Raw genomic sequence first — 18008 nt, forward strand, 5'->3', positions numbered from 1 at the left:
GTGAGCGCCCACCACCTGTCCGGACCGCTGGCCGACCCGGCCGCGGAGACCGGCTACCCGCCGCAACCCCGCGCCGGGTTCTTCACCGACACCAGCGTGTGCATCGGCTGCAAGGCCTGCGAGGTCGCCTGCAAGGAGTGGAACCTGCTGCCCGAGGACGGCCTGGACCTCACCGCCACCTCCTACGACAACACCGGCGCGCTCAGCGGCACCACGTGGCGCCACGTCGCCTTCGTCGAGCAGTCCGGCACCCCGGCCGAGCTGGGGATGCCGTCCTTCGGTGCGCCCGACGAGCAGCAGGTGCGCTGGCTGATGTCCTCCGACGTCTGCAAGCACTGCACCCACGCCGCGTGCCTCGACGTGTGCCCGACCGGGGCGCTGATCCGCACCGAGCACGGCACGGTGCTGGTGCAGGACGACGTGTGCAACGGCTGCGGCTACTGCGTCCCGGCCTGCCCCTACGGCGTCATCGACATCCGGCCCGACACCGGGGGAGCGGCCAAGTGCACGCTGTGCCAGGACCGCCTGGGCGCCGGGCTGATGCCGGCCTGCGCCACGGCCTGCCCGACCGAGTCCATCCAGTACGGGCCCCTGGACGAGCTGCGCGAACGCGCCGCGCTGCGCGTCGATGAGCTGCACGAGCGGGGCGTGACCAGCGCCCGCCTCTACGGCCACGAACCGACCGACGGCGTCGGGGAGACGGCGCGTTCTTCCTGCTGCTCGACGACCCCGAGGTCTACGGCCTGCCGCCGGACCCGGTGGTGACCACCCGCGACCTGCCCTCGATGTGGCGGCACGCGGCGGCCGCCGCGATCACCGCCGCGGCCGTGATCGCCGGATCGTTCCTCGGGAGGAAGCGGTGAGGTCCTACTACGGGCGACCGGTGCTCAAGGAACCGGTCTGGAAGGTCCCCGACGTGCCCGCCTACCTCTACCTCGGCGGCATGGCCGGGGCGTCGTCGACCATGGCGCTGCTGGCCGGGCTCACCGGCCGCGAGCGGCTGGCCCGAGCGGGACGGCTCGCGGCGGCGGTGGGCGCCACCACCAGCGTCGCGGCGCTGATGCACGACCTGCACCGGCCGATGCGGTTCCTGAACATGCTGCGGGTGTTCAAGCCGACCTCGCCGCTGAGCGTCGGCTCGTGGATCCTCGCCCCGTTCTCCGGCCTGGCCGGGGCCGCCGCGGCCGGTGACGTGACGGGGCTGCTGCCGGGGCCGAGTCGCGCGGCCGGGGTGGTGGCGGGCGCGATCGCCCCGGCGATGACGACCTACACCGCGGTCCTGCTGGCCGACACGGCCGTGCCCGGCTGGCACGAGGGCTACCGGGAGCTGCCGTTCGTCTTCGCCGGTAGCGCCCTGACCAGCGCCGGTGCCGTCGGGATGGTCGGTGCGCCCGCCGAGGCGGGACCCGCGCGGCGGATGGCGGTGGCCGGTGCGGTGCTGGAACTGGCCGCGAGCAGGCGCATGGAGTCGCGGATGGGGCTGGCCGCCGAGGCCTACCGCACCGGGCGCGCCGGTGGGGTGCTGCGCGCGGCTCGCGCGGCCACCGCGGCCGGTGCCGCGCTGGCGCTGTCGCGTCGCCGCCCGGCGGGCCTGGCGGCCGGAGCCCTGCTCACGCTGGGCGCGATCGCGACCCGCTACGGGGTCTTCGAGGCCGGCCGGGTCACGGCCCGCGACCCCCGGTTCGTGGTCGAGCCGCAGCGGGAACGGGTGAGCGAACCAGGGACTTCGGGCCGTGGCGAAGTGCACTGATCGAATTCGGATGTTGACGTTCGGTAGTCCCCCACAAGGGTGGCCAGTGGTTCAGGTCTCACGGGGCGTAGTTTGATTTCAGGTGAATAACGCGTTTCTGATCAAGAAATGACCTGCGAAAACCTCGGCATCGTCGCGATCTTGATTACGTTTCTATGACGAGCGACACCCGCTCATGGTTTTGTTCACGCTTTTCAGCTACGTAGCGTTGCCCGGCGTCGGCGCCCCCGAGCCGACGGCAAGCCAGGAAGTCCGCAGCGCCGAACCCTGCCCGGCGGACCTTCCGAAACCCCGAGACGCATCGCGGGCAGGGACGTGACGACCGCCGGAGACCCCGGCACCGACCGTTAAGGGCAAACCCGGCCGGTGCCAGCGGGGGAGTCCGGGACGACGGTGTCGCGCAGGCGTCGCTGGAGACGAAGACAGCATGGGCAAGCACCGCAAGTCCACCACCTCCCGCCGCACCGCGACCCGCGTGGCCGTCGCGGGCGCCATCGTCGCCGCGCCGTTCGCGATGACGATCCCGGCCAACGCCGCCTCGGAGTCCACCTGGGACGCCGTCGCGCAGTGCGAGAGCGGTGGCGACTGGAGCATCAACACCGGCAACGGGTACTACGGTGGCCTGCAGTTCAACCAGTCCACCTGGTCCGCCTACGGCGGCACCAGCTACGCCTCGAACGCCGCGCAGGCCAGCAAGTCGCAGCAGATCGCCGTGGCCGAGCGCGTGCTGCAGGCGCAGGGTCCGGGCGCCTGGCCGGTGTGCTCGAAGAAGGCCGGTCTGACCGCGGGCGGCGGCGCCGAGCACCAGGACGTCGCCTCGGGCAGCACCAGCAAGAAGAGCACCGAGAAGAAGTCCACGACCAAGAAGAAGAGCACGGTCAAGAAGACCGTCCAGGTCGAGGACACCTACACCGTGCAGGCCGGTGACACCCTGAGCACGATCGCCGAGAAGAGCGGCGTGAGCTGGCAGGCGATCTTCGAGAAGAACCGCTCGGTCGTCAACGACGCGAACGTGATCTTCCCGGGTCAGCAGCTCGCCATCAAGTGACCCACCCGGTCCGCGGACCCGGGTGCGCATGAACGAGGGACCCCGCCTGCCTCTCTCCGGCGGGGTCCCTCGACTGCGAATCCGACGCGGGTCGCTCGCGGACGGCGGTCACTTGAGCTTGCGGCGGCGCAGATCGGCGCGGATGTCCCACGCGGTCCAGCTGATTCCGGCGAAGGCGAAGAAACCCAGCAACAGGACGAGTTCGGTCACTTCTCGGCTCCCTTCGGATCTTGACGGACACCGTCGGGATCAAATCCGAGCGTAATTGCACGTTCGTTGATCGCCGAGCGTATCGCCGCAATAGACCCCAACGGGTGAGCGCCGCGGTGTGGTCACTCCGCCATTCGGCCCCAAAATTCCGCAGCTGCAAGAAAAGCGCGCAGGGTGCGAATCGCTTCCTGAACCCAACCACCGGTCACGCGATCACGCAGCGTCCCCGCGTGAAATCACCACGAGTGAAACCTCCTCGATAGCGGGACATCCCGGCATGTCGGCACGGCGAGCGCCCCCGGTGCCGCCGGACCATGGACGTGACCGCACTCACCCGCGTTCCCCCCGCCCCGACCTTCGGAAAGGGGATCCCCGATGTTCATCGCTGCTCAACTCGATGCCGCCACCTCCTCCGGCATCGACGGTTGGGTCGGCCCCGCCGCGATCACCGCCGGCCTCCTCCTGCTGATCGTCGCGCTGTTTCGGCGCAGCCGGGCCACACTGGCCAGGAAGCGAGGGGCGGCGCGCCCGAGTGCGGCCGATTAGCGGTGTCGCGCAGCCCTGAGCCGACCCGGCGTGCCGCGTGCGACGGCCGCCCGAGGGGGGAGGGGACGCATGACCGACACCACGCGGGAGACCGACGAGCCATCGGTCGACCAGACACCGGCCCAGCGCCAGACGCCCGATCAGCACCGAACAGCGGATCAGGACCGAACACCGGGCCAACGGCGGTCACCCGAACAACCACCGAGCACGGGACGCCACCGGCCACCCGGCCCCGACGAGCAGGGCGCTGACCAGCGCTGGAAGGTCGTTCCCGCGACCGAGCGCGAGATCGGGCGACCGCGCGGCCGGGATCTGCGCACCAACCTGGCCATCAACATCGGCCGGATGGCCGCGTCGCTGTCGCAGCGCCTCGGTCTCGGATCCGGCGGGATGATCGGTGGCCGTGTGGCGCTGACGCTACAACCCGACCTGCTGCAGCGGTTGGCGGCCGGTCGGCGTGTCGTCATGGTCACCGGAACGAACGGCAAGACCACGACGACCCAGATGGTCGCCGAAGCGATGCGCGCCCAGGCCCCGGCGGTCAGCAACGCCACCGGCGCCAACATGCTCGACGGCCACGTCGCCGCCCTGCTGACCCGGCTCGACGCCCCGTTCGCCGCGCTGGAGGTCGACGAGCTGCATCTGGCGCAGGTCACCGAGCGCTTCGAACCGGCCGCGATGCTGCTGCTCAACCTCAGCCGCGACCAGCTCGACCGCGTCGGCGAGGTCCGCACCGTGGCCGCCAGCCTGCAGCGCGCCCTGGCCCAGGCACCCGGCGCGCAGGTCATCGCCAACCGCGACGACCCCAACATCGTCTTCGCCGCCTCCGACCACCCGAACGTCACCTGGGTCTCCGGTGGCGTGCGGTGGCGCGACGACGCCCTGAACTGCCCGCGCTGCGGCTCCTTCATCGGCGACGTGGACCGCGACTGGCGCTGCCAGTGCGGTCTGGCCCGTCCGGCCGCGGACTGGAAGGTCACCGACACCGGCGTCCTCGACGCCGAGGGCACCCACCACGAGCTCGCCCTGGCCCTGCCCGGGCACGTCAACCGCGTCAACGCCACCTTCGCGCTGGCCGCAGCCCTGGAGCTCGGGGGCGAGGAGGCCGCCGCGCTGGCCCGCATCCGCCGCATCTCGCAGGCCGCCGGTCGCTACGACACCGTCCGCGTCGGCGGCCGCAAGGTCCGGCTGCTGCTGGCCAAGAACCCCGCCAGCTGGCTGGAGATGCTCGACCTGGTCTCCGGCAACGACGAACCGCTGGTGCTGGTGGTCAACAGCCGGGAGGCCGACGGCTACGACGTCTCCTGGTTGTGGGACGTCGACTTCGAGATGCTGCGCGGCCGTCCCGTCCAGGTAGCCGGGGACCGGGCCCTGGACCTGGCGGTCCGCCTGCGCTACGCCCAGGTGCCCGCCACCGTCGCCTCCACCGTCGAGGTCGCCCTCGGCGGCTCGCACGGCGGCGTCCCGGACGTGATCGCCAACTACACCGCCTTCCGCGACGTGCTGACCAGGAGCCGCAGATGACCGGGGACCGAGTCCGCATCGCCCTCGTGCTGCCCGACCTGCTGGGCACCTACGGCGACCGCGGCAACGCGATCGTGCTGGCACAACGGCTGCGCTGGCGAGGCATCGGCAGCCGGCTCGTCACCGTCCTGTCCTCCGACGACGCGGTGCCGGAGGACTGCGACCTCTACCTGATCGGCGGCGGCGAGGACGTGGCCCAGGTCGCCGCCGTCCGCTTCCTGCGCCGCGGCGCGGGACTGACCCGCGCGGTCGAGCACGGGGTGCCGGTGCTGGGCATCTGCGGCGGTCTGCAGGTGCTGGGCACCAGCTTCGTCACCGGCGACGGGCAGCGCCACGAGGGCCTCGGCCTGGTCGACGCCTCGACCGAACCGGGACGCGGCCGCGCCATCGGCGAGGTCACCACCCAGTCCACGCTGGGCGGGGTCGGCATGCTCACCGGGTTCGAGAACCACCTCGGCCGCACCACCCTCGGCCCCGGCTCGCACGCGCTGGGACGGGTCGTGCGCGGGACCGGCAACGGCGTCGAAGAAGCCGAGGGCGCGGTCTCCGGACACGTGGTCTGCACCTACATGCACGGCCCGGTCCTGGCCCGCAACCCCAAGCTCGCCGACCTGCTGCTGGAGTGGGCGATCGGCGAGCCCCTGGCACCGCTGCCCGATCCGCCGGAGCTCAAGGCGCTGCGCACCGAGCGCACCCGCGTGCACGTGCGCAACCGCAAGTAGTCGTCCCCGCACGCGGTCAGCGGCGAGCGAGCCGGCCCAGCTTCCGCAGGGCCGGCTTCAACTCGGGCGCCCGCAGCAGCGCCAGCACGGCCACGGCCACCGAGGGCACGAGAACGCCGTGCAGCACCAGCGCCAGCCACGCGTCGAGCATCGGACCCAGCGAACCGGTCAGCGCCCGCACCCCGGCCACCACCGCCAGCGAGCACACCGCCCCGGCGGCCCCGGCCACCAGGGCCCGCAGGCATCCCACGACGGTCGCGCCTGTGCTCAGCGATCCGACGCGGGCCCGCAGCCACACCTGCCCGACCACCGCGCCCAGCAGGAAGCTCGCCGACATCGCCGCGGTCACCCCGAGCACCAGGTCCTCGGGCCGCACGGTGGCCAGCACCAGGTAGCACAGCGCGCTGCGCACCACGACCATGATCACGTTGATCCAGGTGGGCGTGCGCGCGTCGTGCATCGCGTAGAAGGCCCGTAGCTGCAGCATCGTGATGCTGAACGGCACGACCCCGGCCGCAGCCGCAGCCAGCGCCCACCCGAGTCGTCCGGCGGCGGCGACGTCGCTGGCGCCCAGCGAGAAGAACGCCACCGCCAGCGGTCCTCCGGCCACCACCAGCAGCGCGCTGACCGGCATCAGCAGCACCGCGGTCATCCGGGTGCCCCAGGCGACGTCGTCGACGAACTCCCGGGTGCGCCCGGCCGCGGCGGCATCGCTGATCCGCGGCATCAGAGCCGTCAGCAGCGACACCCCCAGGACGCCGTAGGGGACCTGGGACAGCAGCCACGCGTAGTTGAACGTGGCCACGCTGCCCGGCGTGCCCTGCGCGGTCACCCGCGTGATCACCACCATGCCGGCCTGGCTGATCAGCGTGTAGAGCACCACCCACCCGGCGAGCCCGCCGAACTCGGTGAGCCTGCGGTCCCAGCCCCACCGCCACCGGTAGCGAAAACCGCTGCGGCGCAGCGAGATCACCATCACCAGCAGCTGCGTGGTGATGCCCGCGAGGGTCCCCAGCCCGAGGATCAGCAGCTTCGGCTCGCCGATGCGCACCGGGTCGGTGGAGATCTCCCCGGGCACCAGCGCGTAGACCACGACGGTGGCGATGACGACGAGGTTGTTGCACACCGGCGCCCACGCCGGCACGCCGAACACCCCGCGCACGTTGAGGATCGCCTGCAGCAGCGCCGACATCCCGTAGCAGACGATGCCCGGCAGCAGCAGGTAGGCGAAGGCGGTGGTCAGCTCCGCGTTGGCGCGGGTGTCGGCCCCCAGGTACAGGGCGGTGAGCAGGCCGGCGCAGGCGACCGCGACCGCGGTGGCCACCACCAGCAGCACCCCGCCCATGGTGATCATCCACTGCGCGTAGGACTCGCCCTGCCGGGGACCCTCCTGCTGGGCGCGGACCAGCAGCGGCACGGCGATGCTGGTGAGCACGCCGCCGAGCAGCAGTTCGTTGACCACGGTCGGCAGGGTGTTGGCCACGGTGTAGGAGTCGTTGACCACGCCGAGCCCGAGCACCACGACCAGCAGCACCTTGGCGAGCAGGCCGCTGACCCGGCTGGTGGCGGTCGCGACCGCCATCGCCGCGCTCGCGCGGGCCAGCGAAGGTCGTCGGACGTCGGCGTCGGCCTGATCGACCACGTGGCCCTCCCATCAGCGCGTTCGATGTTGAAGGTGCCACGAAACACCCGCACTCGCCGGGCGGAGCGGTGCCGTGGCAGGCTGATCGGCGACGGCTGCGGAAGGGGCGCGCGGGTGATCGTGTTCGGTGTCGTGCTGCTGATCGCCGGGGCGGTGGTGGCCATCGCGTTCGGCGGCGACGCGGGTGGCTGGCTGCTGCCGGTGGGGTTGATGGCCGCGGGTCTGGGGATCGTGGTCGCGGGCGGGGTCGCCCGGCTGCGCCGCTCCCCGGTGCGAGCAGCCGTGCGCGCGCACCGCGCCGGGGCCGGGGGCTCACCGCTGGCGAGGCTGCGCGCGGTCCCGGCGATGCTCGGATCGACCGCCCGGGGCCGGAACCCGCAGCTGCCGCGCTACCAGCTGCTGCTCTGGCTGATCGCCGTGGTCTACCTGGTCTCGCCGATCGACTTCATCCCGGAGTTCCTGCCGCTGTTGGGCATCGGTGACGACATCGGGGTCGGCAGCTGGCTGCTCACCAGCCTCTACGCCGAGTCCGGCAACTACCTGGCCCGCCAGGAGGAGCGGACCGAGATCGAGCCGGGTGAGGCTCACTAGGTCTCGTTCTGCTCGTAGTACTCGGTCGCGGCCTCTTCGCGGCGGCGGTTCCTGCGGCGGCCGAACACCAGGTGGTCGATCGACCAGGTGCCCGCGTTGAAGCCCATCGCCAGCACGGCGGCACCGATCGCGAGCGGGAGCTCGAAGCCGTCGGGGGCGAACAGCCCGTGCGGCAGGTGCACGAACACGATCGCCCCGATCATGTCGATGGCCACGGCCAGTCCGACCAGCGGCAGCGCGATGCCGAGGATCAGCAGGATTCCCCCGGCCAGCTCGACGATGGTGGCGTACCAGGCGGCGACCTCGGGGAACGGGATGCCCATCTTCCCGAAGTTCTGCGCGGTGTTCGGGATGCCCCAGGTCATGAGCTTCTGCCAGCCGTGGGCGATGAGGATGGCACCGACCCCGATGCGGCCGATGAAGGTGAGCAGGCTCCGAAGCGCGGTCATGGCAACTCCCGTCCTCAGCGGTGCGACCGATCCACCCAGTGTGGTGGAGATCCACACCCCCGACATCTCGGAACGGGCGACCACGAACGCACGAAGGTGGGGCCCGACGGAACCACTCCGCCGGGCCCCACCTCGTCTCAGGACGTCACTTCAGGAGGTTGCGGGCCATGACCATGCGCTGGACCTGGTTGGTGCCCTCGTAGATCTGGGTGATCTTGGCGTCGCGCATCATGCGCTCGACCGGGAAGTCGCGGGTGTAGCCCGCGCCGCCGAAGAGCTGGACCGCGTCGGTGGTGACCTCCATGGCCACGTCGGAGGCGAAGCACTTGGCGGCGGCCGAGATGAAGCCGAGGTTGGGCTCACCGCGCTCGGCGCGGGCCGCGGCCACGTAGACCATCTGGCGAGCCGACTCCACCTTCATGGCCATGTCGGCGAGCATGAACTGCACGCCCTGGAACTCGGAGATGGACTTGCCGAACTGCTTGCGCTCCTTGACGTAGGCCAGGGCCTGGTCCAGGGCGCCCTGGGCGATGCCCACGGCCTGCGCGCCGATGGTCGGGCGGGTGTGGTCGAGGGTCTTGAGCGCGGTCTTGAAGCCGGTGCCGGGCTCGCCGATGATCCGGTCGGCCGGGATCGTGGCGTCCTCGAAGTACAGCTCGACGGTGGGCGAGCCCTTGATGCCGAGCTTCTTCTCCTTCGGGCCGACGGTGAAGCCCGGGTCGTCGGCGTGCACCGCGAAGGCGCTGATGCCGTTGGCGCCCTTGTCGGGGTCGGTCACGGCCATGACCGTGTACCACTTGGACACCCCGCCGTTGGTGATCCAGCACTTGCTGCCGTTGAGCACCCAGTGGTCGCCGTCGAGGCGCGCGCGGGTCTTCATCGACGCGGCGTCGGAGCCGGCCTCGCGCTCGGACAGCGCGTAGGAAGCGGTGGTCTCACCGGAGGCGATCGCGGGCAGGACCTGCTTCTTGAGGTCCTCCGAGGCCGACAGGATGATCGGCATGGTGCCGAGCTTGTTCACCGCCGGGATCAGCGAGGAGGAGCCGCAGACGCGGGCGACCTCTTCGATGACGATGCAGGTGGCCACCGAGTCGGCGCCCTCGCCGCCGTACTCCTCGGGGATGTGCGTCGCGGCGAAACCGGCCTTGACCAGGGCGTCGAGCGCTTCCTTGGGGTAGCGCTCCTGCTCGTCGACCTCGGTCGCGTAGGGCGCGATCTCCTTCTCCGACAGGGCGCGCACCGCCTCGCGCAGCGCCTCGTGCTCCTCGCCGAGCTGGTAGGTGCCGAAGTTCGGGTCCACCGGGTCCCTCCCTAGTCCCGTCGCGTGGCGGCGGGGTCCGTTGCATGCCGCTCGCGTTGCGCGGCGGACCTTCTCTGCGCGCCATCGTAACGGCACTGAGTGCCACTAGCAATTCGGCGGTGCTATATTCCGGCCATGTCCGAGGCAGTCGCTGCGGCACCCAAGTCCCGCACCGGGCGCACCCCGCACGGCCGCCGGAAGGTGCGCAGCGCGATCGCGGTCGCCGCTCTGGAGCTCTTCGCCGAGCAGGGCTTCGAGGCGACCACCGTGGACCAGATCGCCGAGTCCGCCGGGGTCGGCAGGCGGACCTTCTTCCGGTACTTCCGGTCCAAGGAGGACGTCGTGTTCCCCGGGCACGACGAGCGCCTGGCCGAGGTCGTCGAACTCCTGGAATCCTCCGACGCCGCGGCCGACCCGCTGCTGGTGCTGGGGGAGGCGGCCGAGTTCGTGCTGGGGATGTACCTCGAGGAACCCGAGGTCTCGCTCAAGCGCTCGGAGCTGACCAGGCAGGTCTCGTCGTTGCGCGACAAGGAGATCGCGAGCATCGACCGCTACCAGCGCGTCTTCGCGCGCTACCTGCGCGCGCGCTTCGCCGATCAGCCCGACGCCGAGCTGCACGCCGCGGTCGCGGCCGCGGCGGTGGTCGCCGCGCACAACCACGTGCTGCGCCAGTGGCTGCGCAGCGGGGGAGAGCTCGACGCCCGCGCGACGTTGCGGCACGCCACCGACCAGGTCGCCGAGGCGCTGGCGGGGCAGTGGCCGACGGGCCAGGCGGATCGGTCCGAACAGGACGGTCAGGAGGTCGTGGTGGCGGCGGTGCGCACCTCGGCCTCGTCGGCGGTGGTCCTCAAGCAGATCCAGGAAGCGCTGCGCGACATCGAGCGCTGAACCCCCACGGCACTCAGTGCCGAAAACGATCTCCACCGGTCACGTGTTGATTACATCTATGCCTTCAGTGCAGAGTGAAATCAATCCCGTCCCGTCTGTGGTGGGGGGAAGTTTTCATGAAAACTTCCCCCCACCCGGAAAACGGCTGAGGAGGCGGGTCAGCTCAGGAAGGCTTCGAGGGCGTCGGCGCCCGCGGGGGCACCACCGGAGGAGCGGACGAGCTCGCGCATCCGGTCGAGGTTGGCGCGGACCTCGGCGTCAGCGGCGATGCGATCGACCGATTCCCGCAGCTCAGCGGCCGTGACGGTGTTGGAGTCGAGCTTGATGCCGAGGCCGAGTTCGGCCGCCCGCGCGGCGTTGGCGGCCTGCTCGGGCATCTGCGGGACGGTCACCAGCGGAACGCCGTGGTGAAGCGACTCCATCGTCGAGTTCATCCCGGCGTGGGAGACGAACGCCGACGCGTGCCGCAGCACCGCGGGCTGCGGGAAGGACCGGCGCACGTCGAAGTTCGCCGGGACCTCACCCAGCTCGTCCAGGTCGATGCGCGAGCCGACCGACATCGCGACCTGCCAGTCGCCGCCGGCGAAGGCCTCCAGGCACAGCCGGTAGAAGTCCGGGCGCTGGTTGAACGCCGTGCCCAGCGAGATGTACAGCAGCGGGCGCCGCGGGTCGGCGGGGGAGTAGGGCTCGTTGTCCCGGTCGCCGAGCTGCGGGCCGAGGAACCGGAAGCGGTCGTCGAAGGTCTCGTGCTCCAGCTGGAACTCGCGGGGCAGGAACACCAGGTTCAGCTCGGCCGGGGTTCCACCCATGAACGGGGAGACCTCGACGCCGAACTCGTCGCCGAGCGCGCTCATCTCCTCGTGGAGGCGGTCCAGCGCTTCCGGCGGGGGACCGGCCGTGCTGCCGGCGTGCTCGGCCATCACGGCGGTGCGCAGGTCGAACTTCTCGTTGCTGGCGAAGTTGGGCACCAGCGCGATGGCGGGGATGCCGAGCCGGTCGGCGAGCATCCGGCCGTAGGTGGTCATGACGTCGGAGCACACCGCGTCCGGCGGGTCGTCGGTGAAGCGCTCCAGCAGGATCGGCATGCATTGGCGGACGTCGTCGATGAAGAACTCGACCATCGTGCGCATCCGCTCGGGGGTGAAGTGGTCGCCCGCTCCACCCAGGTTCGGGATCCGCGTCGGCAGCTCGACGACCTGGGCGCCGGTGGCGCGGACGGTCTCGGCGGAGTCCGCACCGACGGCGTAGGTGACCTGGTGGCCGCGGTCGAGCAGCTCGCCGACGAGCGCCAACGTCGGGTTGACGTGGCCGGAGGCGGGGACGCAGGTGAACAGGAAGTGCTTCTTCATGATTCCTCGATGAACTAGAGCGGGCGGCGGAATCCGCGGACGGCCGCGGCGATCCCCAGGGCGCACAGCACGGCGCTGGTGCCCAGCGCGGCCGGCACTCCGGTGCCGGTGGGCAGGGCGAGCGAGAGATCGCGGGAGGCGTTGACGGCGTAGGTCAGCGGGTTGATCCGGGCGACGAGGGCCAGCCAGGACGGCAGCGCCTGGATCGGCACGAACGCGCTGGAGGCGAACATCAGCGGGAACATCGCCAGGAAGCCGACGCTCTGCATGACCTCCTCCTTGCGCAGCCAGGCACCGAGCGCGAGGAAGATCCACGACAGCGACCAGCTCACGAACAGCGCCAGTCCGAAGGCGCCCAGCGTGCCGCCGAGACCGCCGGCGGGGGAGAAGCCGAACACCAGCGAGGCCACCGTCAGCAGCACGATCAGCTGCACGGCGGTGCGCGCCAGGTCGGCCAGGCTGCGGGCGATGAGCACCGCGCTCATGCCGATCGGCAGCGCCCGGAAGCGGGCGATGACACCGTTCTTCATGTCGCTGACCAGCCCGACGCCGGACTGCACGGCCGCGCCGATGCCGGTGGTGACCAGGATGGCCGGCATCAGGTAGTTGATGTAGCTGCCGCCCTGATCGGCGACGTTGCCCATCATGGCCTTGCCGAAGACCTGGCTGAACAGCACCAGCATGATCAGCGGCTGAAGCAGGCTGAAGACGACCACGCGCGGGTCCTTGATCACCGCGCGCAGCGAGCGGCCGGTGAGCACCAGGACCTGCGTGGGGTAGGGGGCGCCGCGCCATCGGCGGGCGGTGGGCGCGGAGCCGGGCGGGCTCGGCGGAGCGGGGGCGAAGGTGGTCATGGAGGTCCCCTCAGACGGCGGTGGGAGCGTGGTGGGCCAGGGCCAGGTAGACGTCGTCCAGGGTCGGTTCGCCCAGGCCGAGGTCGCCGATGTCGATGCCGGAGTCGTCGAGCGCGCGGACCACGTCGGCGAGCTGGCGGGAGGCGCTGACCGGGATGGTCAGCCGCGCCTCGTCGTGCACCGGGTCGAACCCGGCGGTGCGCAGGGCGCGCAGCGCCTCGGTGGCGCGGTTCGGATCGGTCAGGGTGGCGTTGACGGTGCGCTGGCCGACCTGGGCCTTGAGCTGCTCGGCGGTGCCGGTGGCCACGACCTCGCCCGCGGACAGCACGGTGATGGAGTCGGCGAGGCGGTCGGCCTCGTCGAGGTACTGGGTGGTGAGCAGGACGGTGGTGCCGTCGGCGACGAGGTTCTCCACGATCTGCCAGAGGTTGAGCCTGCTGACGGGGTCGAGGCCGGTCGTGGGCTCGTCGAGGAAGATCACATCGGGGTGGCCGACGAGGCTGGCGGCGATGTCGAGCCTGCGCCGCATGCCGCCGGAGTAGGTGCGGGCCGGGCGGTGCGCGGCCTCGGTGAGGTCGAACGTGGTGAGCAGCTCGTCGGCGCGCTGCTTGGCCTCGCGGCGGGTCGCGCCGAGCAGGCGGGCGATGAGCACGAGGTTGTCGTGGCCGGAGAGCTGCTCGTCGACGGAGGCGAACTGGCCGGTCAGGCCGATCCGCGCGGTGACCTCGCGGCGCTGGGTGACGACGTCGAGCCCGGCGATGCGGGCGCTGCCGCTGGTGGGCGGCAGCAGCGTGCTCAGGACGTTGATCAGCGTGGTCTTGCCCGCGCCGTTGTGGCCGAGCAGCCCCAGCACGCTGCCCTGCGGCACGGAGATGCTGACGTCGTCGAGGGCGGTGACCTCGCCGAAGCGCTGGGTGATGTGGTGCGCTTCGATGATCGGATCGTTCATCGGGACTCCCCGGGGTGGTCGGTGGTGGCCAGGGCGCCGTGCAGCAGGACGTCGACGCGCGCCCGGATCGCGGCGGAGTGGTCGACGTCGGCGGTGTCGAGGGCGGTGGCGGTGAACCGGATGCCCAGCACCAGCGACTGCAGGTAGTGCGCGAGGTCGTCGGCCGGGATGCGGAGCTCCCCGGGCTCGATGAGCGAGCCGAGGGCGTCGTTGAGGTCGCGGAGGAACTGCTCGCGGACCTCGGGCAGGCCGGCGGGCTTGCGGTCGGGGCCGCCGCGCAGGTCGAACCCGGATGCGGCGAGGGTGTGGACCAGCTCGCCGAAGCGGGTGAAGTGATCGAGGAACAGCTCGCCGGCCCGGGTCAGCCGCTCGGCGACGTCGAGGTCGTGGGGGACCGCGCGCACCCGGGAGCACAGGTCGTCGGGTCGCAGCGCTGCGGTCACGCAGGCCTGCAGGAGTTCGGTCTTGTCGCGGAAGGCCCGGAACACGGTGCCTTCGGCGATCTCGGCGGCCTGGGCGATCTGCTTGGTCGTGATGTGCGCGCCGTGCTCGCGCACCAGCGGCAGCACGGCCGCGACGATCGCCTCACGGCGCTGCTCGGGGCTCATCGCGGAGGCCCGTCGGCGCGGTTGTTCGTCGGTCACCCCACCAAGATAGGAGTGAGTGCTCACTCATGTCAATGAGCGAGCACTCACTCAGTCCCGACGTCGGGAGCGCCCTGGTCCGTCGGTGCTGGAGGGGGCCAGCTTTTCCTCGAATCACCCATGATCGAAGTCCGTTTTGTCCGGACAGTTCGAGGAAAAACTGGCCCCTGGCGACGCCCGTGCCACCGAGTCCCGTGGTCAGCCCGCGGTGGTTGTGAGGTGGGGGAGGACCGGGGCGAAGGCCTCCATGAAGGGGCCGTGGACCGAGTAGTAGGTGAAGCCGTAGCGGGTCCGGTTGCGCTGGAGCTGGTCGGCCATCTGCTCGGGGGTGCCGATGAGCAGGAACGGGGTGTCGAGGATCTGCTCCAGCGTCATCGTGTCGCCGAAGCGGGGGAGGAGTTCGGTAGCGGCGGCGCGGCGGTCGTCGGTGGGGATGACGGCTTGGACGAGGACCTGCCACTCGACCTGATCAGCGCGGTCTCCCGCGGCCTGCCGGGTGAAGGCGACGCGTTCGTCGGCCTCCTCGGCTGTGCACAGGCGGAACGTGCCGGGCGGGCGGCCGGGGAGTTGGCGCACGCCGGCGACGCCGATGATGTCGGCGGTCTCGGCGGCGATGCGCAGGACGCGATCGCCGGTGCCGCCGATCAGCAGCGGAGGGCCGGAACCGTCGAAGCCCGTGCGCTGCGCAGGTTTCAGGACCGGCACGTCGAACTCGGCGTTGTGCTCGCGCTGCTGCTCGAAGCCCTCGCCGGAGAAGTGGCGGGTGAGCTCGGCGACGGTCGTGCGCAGGCGCTCCGCGCGCTCGCTGAACGGCTGCCAGGGCAGGCCGGCCTCGTCGAACTCCCACTTCATGTGCCCTGCGCCCAGTCCCACCTCGAGGCGTCCCTCGGTGAGGAGGTCGGTGGTGGCGATGTCGCGGGCGAGCAGGGCGGGGTTCCAGAACGCGGTGTTGAGCACGAGGGTGCCCACCCGCAGTCGCTCGGTGGCCTGCGCGGCGGCGACCAGCACGGGGAAGGGGGAGGGGGTGCCGAGGTGGTCTGCGGCGAAGACGGTGTCGTAGCCGAGTGATTCGGCCCGGCGGCAGGTGTCGGTGAACTCGGCGAGGGAGCGGATTCCGAAGACGTTGTAGGAGAACCGGAAATCAGCCATGTCCCGATGCTGCTCGCTCTCGCGGTCCGCCGGGGAGAGGTTCACCGCAGGCATAGACATCATTAGCCTTTGTGTCTTCAGTGCCGAGTGAAATGAATCCTATTCCAGCGCACGCGCCCACGAACGTCCAAGGAGCACAGAGGGGGAGCGGGGGCGCGCCGCCTGGTCCTGGGAGGTCGTGCTGCGACCTGCGGCGGCGCGCCGGCTCGTGGGTCAGTCGTAGCCGCGGATGACGTGGCTCTCGTCGTCTTCGGTCTCGACGGACTCCCAGCGGGACTGGACGGGGAGGTCCAGGTCCACGTCCGGGTCGAAGGAGTCCTGCGGGGCGACTCGATGATCTGAGAGCGTCATGGCGGGGCTCCTCTCGGCAATGGATTTCACCGGCCGATCCTGCGCTCGCGCTGGACAGATCGCATGTGCGACGCGCCACACACCGTTCGGAATCCCCCGGATGAGCAGGCTTCACCCGAGTATTAACTTCTATAACTTCAGTGGCAGCTGAAAAGAATGCTCCGCACCAAACCTCGCCACCTAACGCCAAAAAACCGGCCAACGAGAACAGGTCAGGTCTTCGGGGTGAGGCGTTGGCCTGCTCTGCGGCCGAGGAACCGACCGTCTTCGACGACGGTGCTGCCTGCCAGGCAGACCCAGGTGACACCGGTGGGAGGCCGCATCGGGTCTTGGTAGTCGCCGACGTCGCGGATGGTCGCGGGGTCGAATGCGACGAGGTCAGCGACGTGGCCTGGGGCGACGATGCCGCGGTCGGGGATGCGGAAGGTGTCGGCGGGCAGCGAGGTCATGCGGCGGACGGCCTCGGGCAGGTCCAGGACCGCGCGGTCGCGGGTGTAGCGGGCGAGCACGCGGGGGAAGGTTCCGGTCATGCGCGGGTGGGGTCGGCCGCCGTTGCCGGGTGGGAGACCGTCGGAGCCGATCGTGGTGTGCGGGTCGCGCAGGGCCGCTTCCAGGTCGTCCTCGTGCATCGAGAAGTGGATCATCGCGACCCGGAGCTCCTCGGTGACCAGGACGTCGATGAGGGCCTGGACGGGGTCGGTGCTCTGGGCTTCGGCGATCTCGGCGAGGGTACGGCCCTCGTGGCGGTGGCTGGGGGTGGTGGCGATGAGGATTCGGTCGAAGTGCGTGGAACCGCCCAGGGCGGCGGTGAGCTCGGCGTGGGCGTTGCGGGCGGTGAGCCTGGCCAGGGTGTGGTGGTCGCCGCCGCTGAGGTAGCCGGTGGGCAGCACGGAGGTCAGCGTGGTCGAGGAGGCGGTGTAGGGGTAGACGTCCTGGCGGACGTCGTGGCCGTCGGCGCGGGCGCGGTGGAGTCGGTCCAGGGCGTCCGGGACGGTGCCCCAGTTGCGGGGGTGGGTGGCCTTGAGGTGGGAGAGGTGGGTGCGTCCGGCGACGCGGCCGATGCGCAGGGCTTCGTCGACGGCGTCGAGGAGGTGGTCGCCTTCGTCGCGCATGTGGGTGGCGTAGAGGCCGGTGCCGCCGAGGACCTCGGCGAGGGCGGTGAGTTCGTCGGTGGTGGCGAACAGGGCGGGTGGGTAGATGAGCCCGCTGGAGAGGCCGAAGGCGCCGGCGCTCATGGCTTCGTCCAGGAGGGCCTGCATGTGTCCCAGGGAGGGACCTGCGGCGCTCATGCCGGTGGCGGCCACGCGGAGGGTTCCGTGTCCGACGAGCGGGCAGTGGTTGGTGACGTGGCCGGCGGTGTCGGTGGTGTGGAGGAGTTCGGCGAAGGTCCGCCAGGTCACCGGTAGGGGTGGGAAGAGTCGGCCGAGGTGGTGCCGGTGGTCGTCGGCGCGGGCGGGGGTGTGCGGGGCGAGGCTGAAGCCGCAGTTGCCGACGACTTCGGTGGTGACGCCTTGGAGGATCTTGGTGGTGTCGTGCTCGGTGAGCAGGGGTGCGTTGTCGGCGTGGGAGTGGGCGTCGATGAAGCCGGGGGCGAGGACGAGTCCGGGGAGGTCGCGGCGCGGGTGGCCGGTGAGGGTCCCGGGTGGTGCGACGGCGGTGATGCGGGTGTCGTCGATGAGGACGTCGGCGGGGCGGAGGGGTGTTCCGGTGCCGTCGGCGAGGTGGGCTCCGGTGAGCAGCTCGGTCATGGGTGCGTCTTCCTGGGAGCTCGATCTCATCGGGAAATGCTGCTGGTGGGTTGGGTGTTGGTGGGGTTGTCGATGTTGTGCGGAAGGGGTGCGTCGTGCACGGCGAGTTCAAGGTTGCGGGCGGCAAGTTGGTGGCGGCGGATGTGGAGGTCGCTGAGGGCCGGTTGTCGCGGGTGCGGATCAGCGGGGATTTCTTCTTGGAGCCGGACGAGGCGTTGGAGGCGATCAACGGGTCGTTGGTGGGTGCGCCGGTGTCGGCGGAGCCGGAGGAGTGGGCGCGTCGGATCCGGGGTG

General features: G+C 71.0%; 17 protein-coding genes and 1 pseudogene. 8 read left to right on the top strand and 10 right to left on the bottom strand.

Annotated features, from left to right (window positions below):
• Positions 1-15 precede the first annotated feature (15 nt).
• From REH65_RS01440 to REH65_RS01465, 6 genes and pseudogenes are all read left to right on the top strand, one after another.
• A pseudogene (locus REH65_RS01440) lies at positions 16-863 on the top strand (4Fe-4S dicluster domain-containing protein).
• A complete protein-coding gene (gene nrfD / locus REH65_RS01445; protein WP_406690916.1) occupies positions 860-1750 on the top strand; it encodes an NrfD/PsrC family molybdoenzyme membrane anchor subunit in 891 nt (296 codons plus the stop codon). The pseudogene REH65_RS01440 and the gene nrfD overlap by 4 nt, the downstream one beginning before the upstream one ends.
• A gap of 427 nt (positions 1751-2177) precedes the next feature.
• Complete coding sequence (locus REH65_RS01450) at positions 2178-2798, top strand: transglycosylase family protein (RefSeq protein WP_406690917.1); 621 nt, start codon at positions 2178-2180, stop codon at positions 2796-2798.
• A gap of 585 nt (positions 2799-3383) precedes the next feature.
• Entirely contained in the window at positions 3384-3554 is a 171-nt protein-coding gene (locus REH65_RS01455; protein ID WP_406690918.1) for a hypothetical protein, read from the top strand.
• Between the two features lie 69 nt (positions 3555-3623).
• Complete coding sequence (locus tag REH65_RS01460; protein ID WP_406690919.1) at positions 3624-5078, top strand: MurT ligase domain-containing protein; 1455 nt, start codon at positions 3624-3626, stop codon at positions 5076-5078.
• Complete coding sequence (locus REH65_RS01465; RefSeq protein ID WP_281454262.1) at positions 5075-5800, top strand: glutamine amidotransferase; 726 nt, start codon at positions 5075-5077, stop codon at positions 5798-5800. The genes REH65_RS01460 and REH65_RS01465 overlap by 4 nt, the downstream gene beginning before the upstream one ends.
• 16 nt (positions 5801-5816) lie before the next feature.
• Here REH65_RS01465 and murJ read toward each other — a convergent pair whose 3' ends face one another.
• Positions 5817-7442 carry a murein biosynthesis integral membrane protein MurJ gene (gene murJ, locus REH65_RS01470; RefSeq protein ID WP_406690920.1) on the bottom strand — a complete coding sequence of 542 codons (1626 nt, stop codon included), beginning with the start codon at positions 7440-7442 and terminating at the stop codon, positions 5817-5819.
• A 114-nt stretch (positions 7443-7556) separates the two neighbouring features.
• Between murJ and REH65_RS01475 the strand changes: the two genes are divergently transcribed.
• Entirely contained in the window at positions 7557-8033 is a 477-nt protein-coding gene (locus REH65_RS01475) for a DUF1232 domain-containing protein (RefSeq protein WP_406690921.1), read from the top strand.
• Here REH65_RS01475 and REH65_RS01480 read toward each other — a convergent pair.
• Together REH65_RS01480 and REH65_RS01485 are read right to left on the bottom strand one after the other, a co-directional pair.
• Positions 8030-8482 carry a DoxX family protein gene (locus tag REH65_RS01480; protein WP_406690923.1) on the bottom strand — a complete coding sequence of 151 codons (453 nt, stop codon included), beginning with the start codon at positions 8480-8482 and terminating at the stop codon, positions 8030-8032. The two genes, REH65_RS01475 and REH65_RS01480, sit on opposite strands and share 4 nt — an antisense overlap.
• Before the next feature lie 145 nt (positions 8483-8627).
• Entirely contained in the window at positions 8628-9782 is a 1155-nt protein-coding gene (locus tag REH65_RS01485; RefSeq protein WP_281454266.1) for an acyl-CoA dehydrogenase, read from the bottom strand.
• A gap of 135 nt (positions 9783-9917) precedes the next feature.
• On the opposite strand from REH65_RS01485, the gene REH65_RS01490 reads away from it, so the two are divergent.
• A complete protein-coding gene (locus tag REH65_RS01490; RefSeq protein ID WP_281454267.1) occupies positions 9918-10670 on the top strand; it encodes a TetR family transcriptional regulator in 753 nt (250 codons plus the stop codon).
• A 158-nt stretch (positions 10671-10828) separates the two neighbouring features.
• Here the strand turns inward: REH65_RS01490 and REH65_RS01495 are convergent, their stop codons facing one another.
• The 7 genes from REH65_RS01495 to REH65_RS01525 all read right to left on the bottom strand — a co-directional run bounded on the left by REH65_RS01495 (position 10829) and on the right by REH65_RS01525 (position 17744).
• Positions 10829-12019 carry a macrolide family glycosyltransferase gene (locus tag REH65_RS01495; protein WP_406690924.1) on the bottom strand — a complete coding sequence of 397 codons (1191 nt, stop codon included), beginning with the start codon at positions 12017-12019 and terminating at the stop codon, positions 10829-10831.
• A gap of 14 nt (positions 12020-12033) precedes the next feature.
• A complete protein-coding gene (locus REH65_RS01500; protein WP_406690925.1) occupies positions 12034-12873 on the bottom strand; it encodes an ABC transporter permease in 840 nt (279 codons plus the stop codon).
• Between the two features lie 10 nt (positions 12874-12883).
• Positions 12884-13822: an ATP-binding cassette domain-containing protein gene (locus REH65_RS01505; protein ID WP_406690926.1), complete on the bottom strand. Its 939-nt coding sequence runs from the start codon at positions 13820-13822 to the stop codon at positions 12884-12886.
• On the bottom strand, positions 13819-14466 hold the full coding sequence (locus REH65_RS01510; protein WP_406690927.1) for a TetR/AcrR family transcriptional regulator: 648 nt from the start codon (positions 14464-14466) through the stop codon (positions 13819-13821). The genes REH65_RS01505 and REH65_RS01510 overlap by 4 nt, the downstream gene beginning before the upstream one ends.
• Positions 14467-14664: 198 nt before the next feature.
• On the bottom strand, positions 14665-15615 hold the full coding sequence (locus tag REH65_RS01515; protein ID WP_406690928.1) for an LLM class F420-dependent oxidoreductase: 951 nt from the start codon (positions 15613-15615) through the stop codon (positions 14665-14667).
• A gap of 213 nt (positions 15616-15828) precedes the next feature.
• Complete coding sequence (locus REH65_RS01520; protein WP_281454273.1) at positions 15829-15966, bottom strand: hypothetical protein; 138 nt, start codon at positions 15964-15966, stop codon at positions 15829-15831.
• 212 nt (positions 15967-16178) lie between these two features.
• Entirely contained in the window at positions 16179-17744 is a 1566-nt protein-coding gene (locus REH65_RS01525; RefSeq protein ID WP_406690929.1) for an amidohydrolase family protein, read from the bottom strand.
• Positions 17745-18008: the final 264 nt, after the last annotated feature.

It is taken from the genome of Saccharopolyspora sp. ID03-671 (assembly GCF_045278815.1).
Taxonomy (GTDB): Bacteria; Actinomycetota; Actinomycetes; order Mycobacteriales; family Pseudonocardiaceae; genus Saccharopolyspora; species Saccharopolyspora ipomoeae.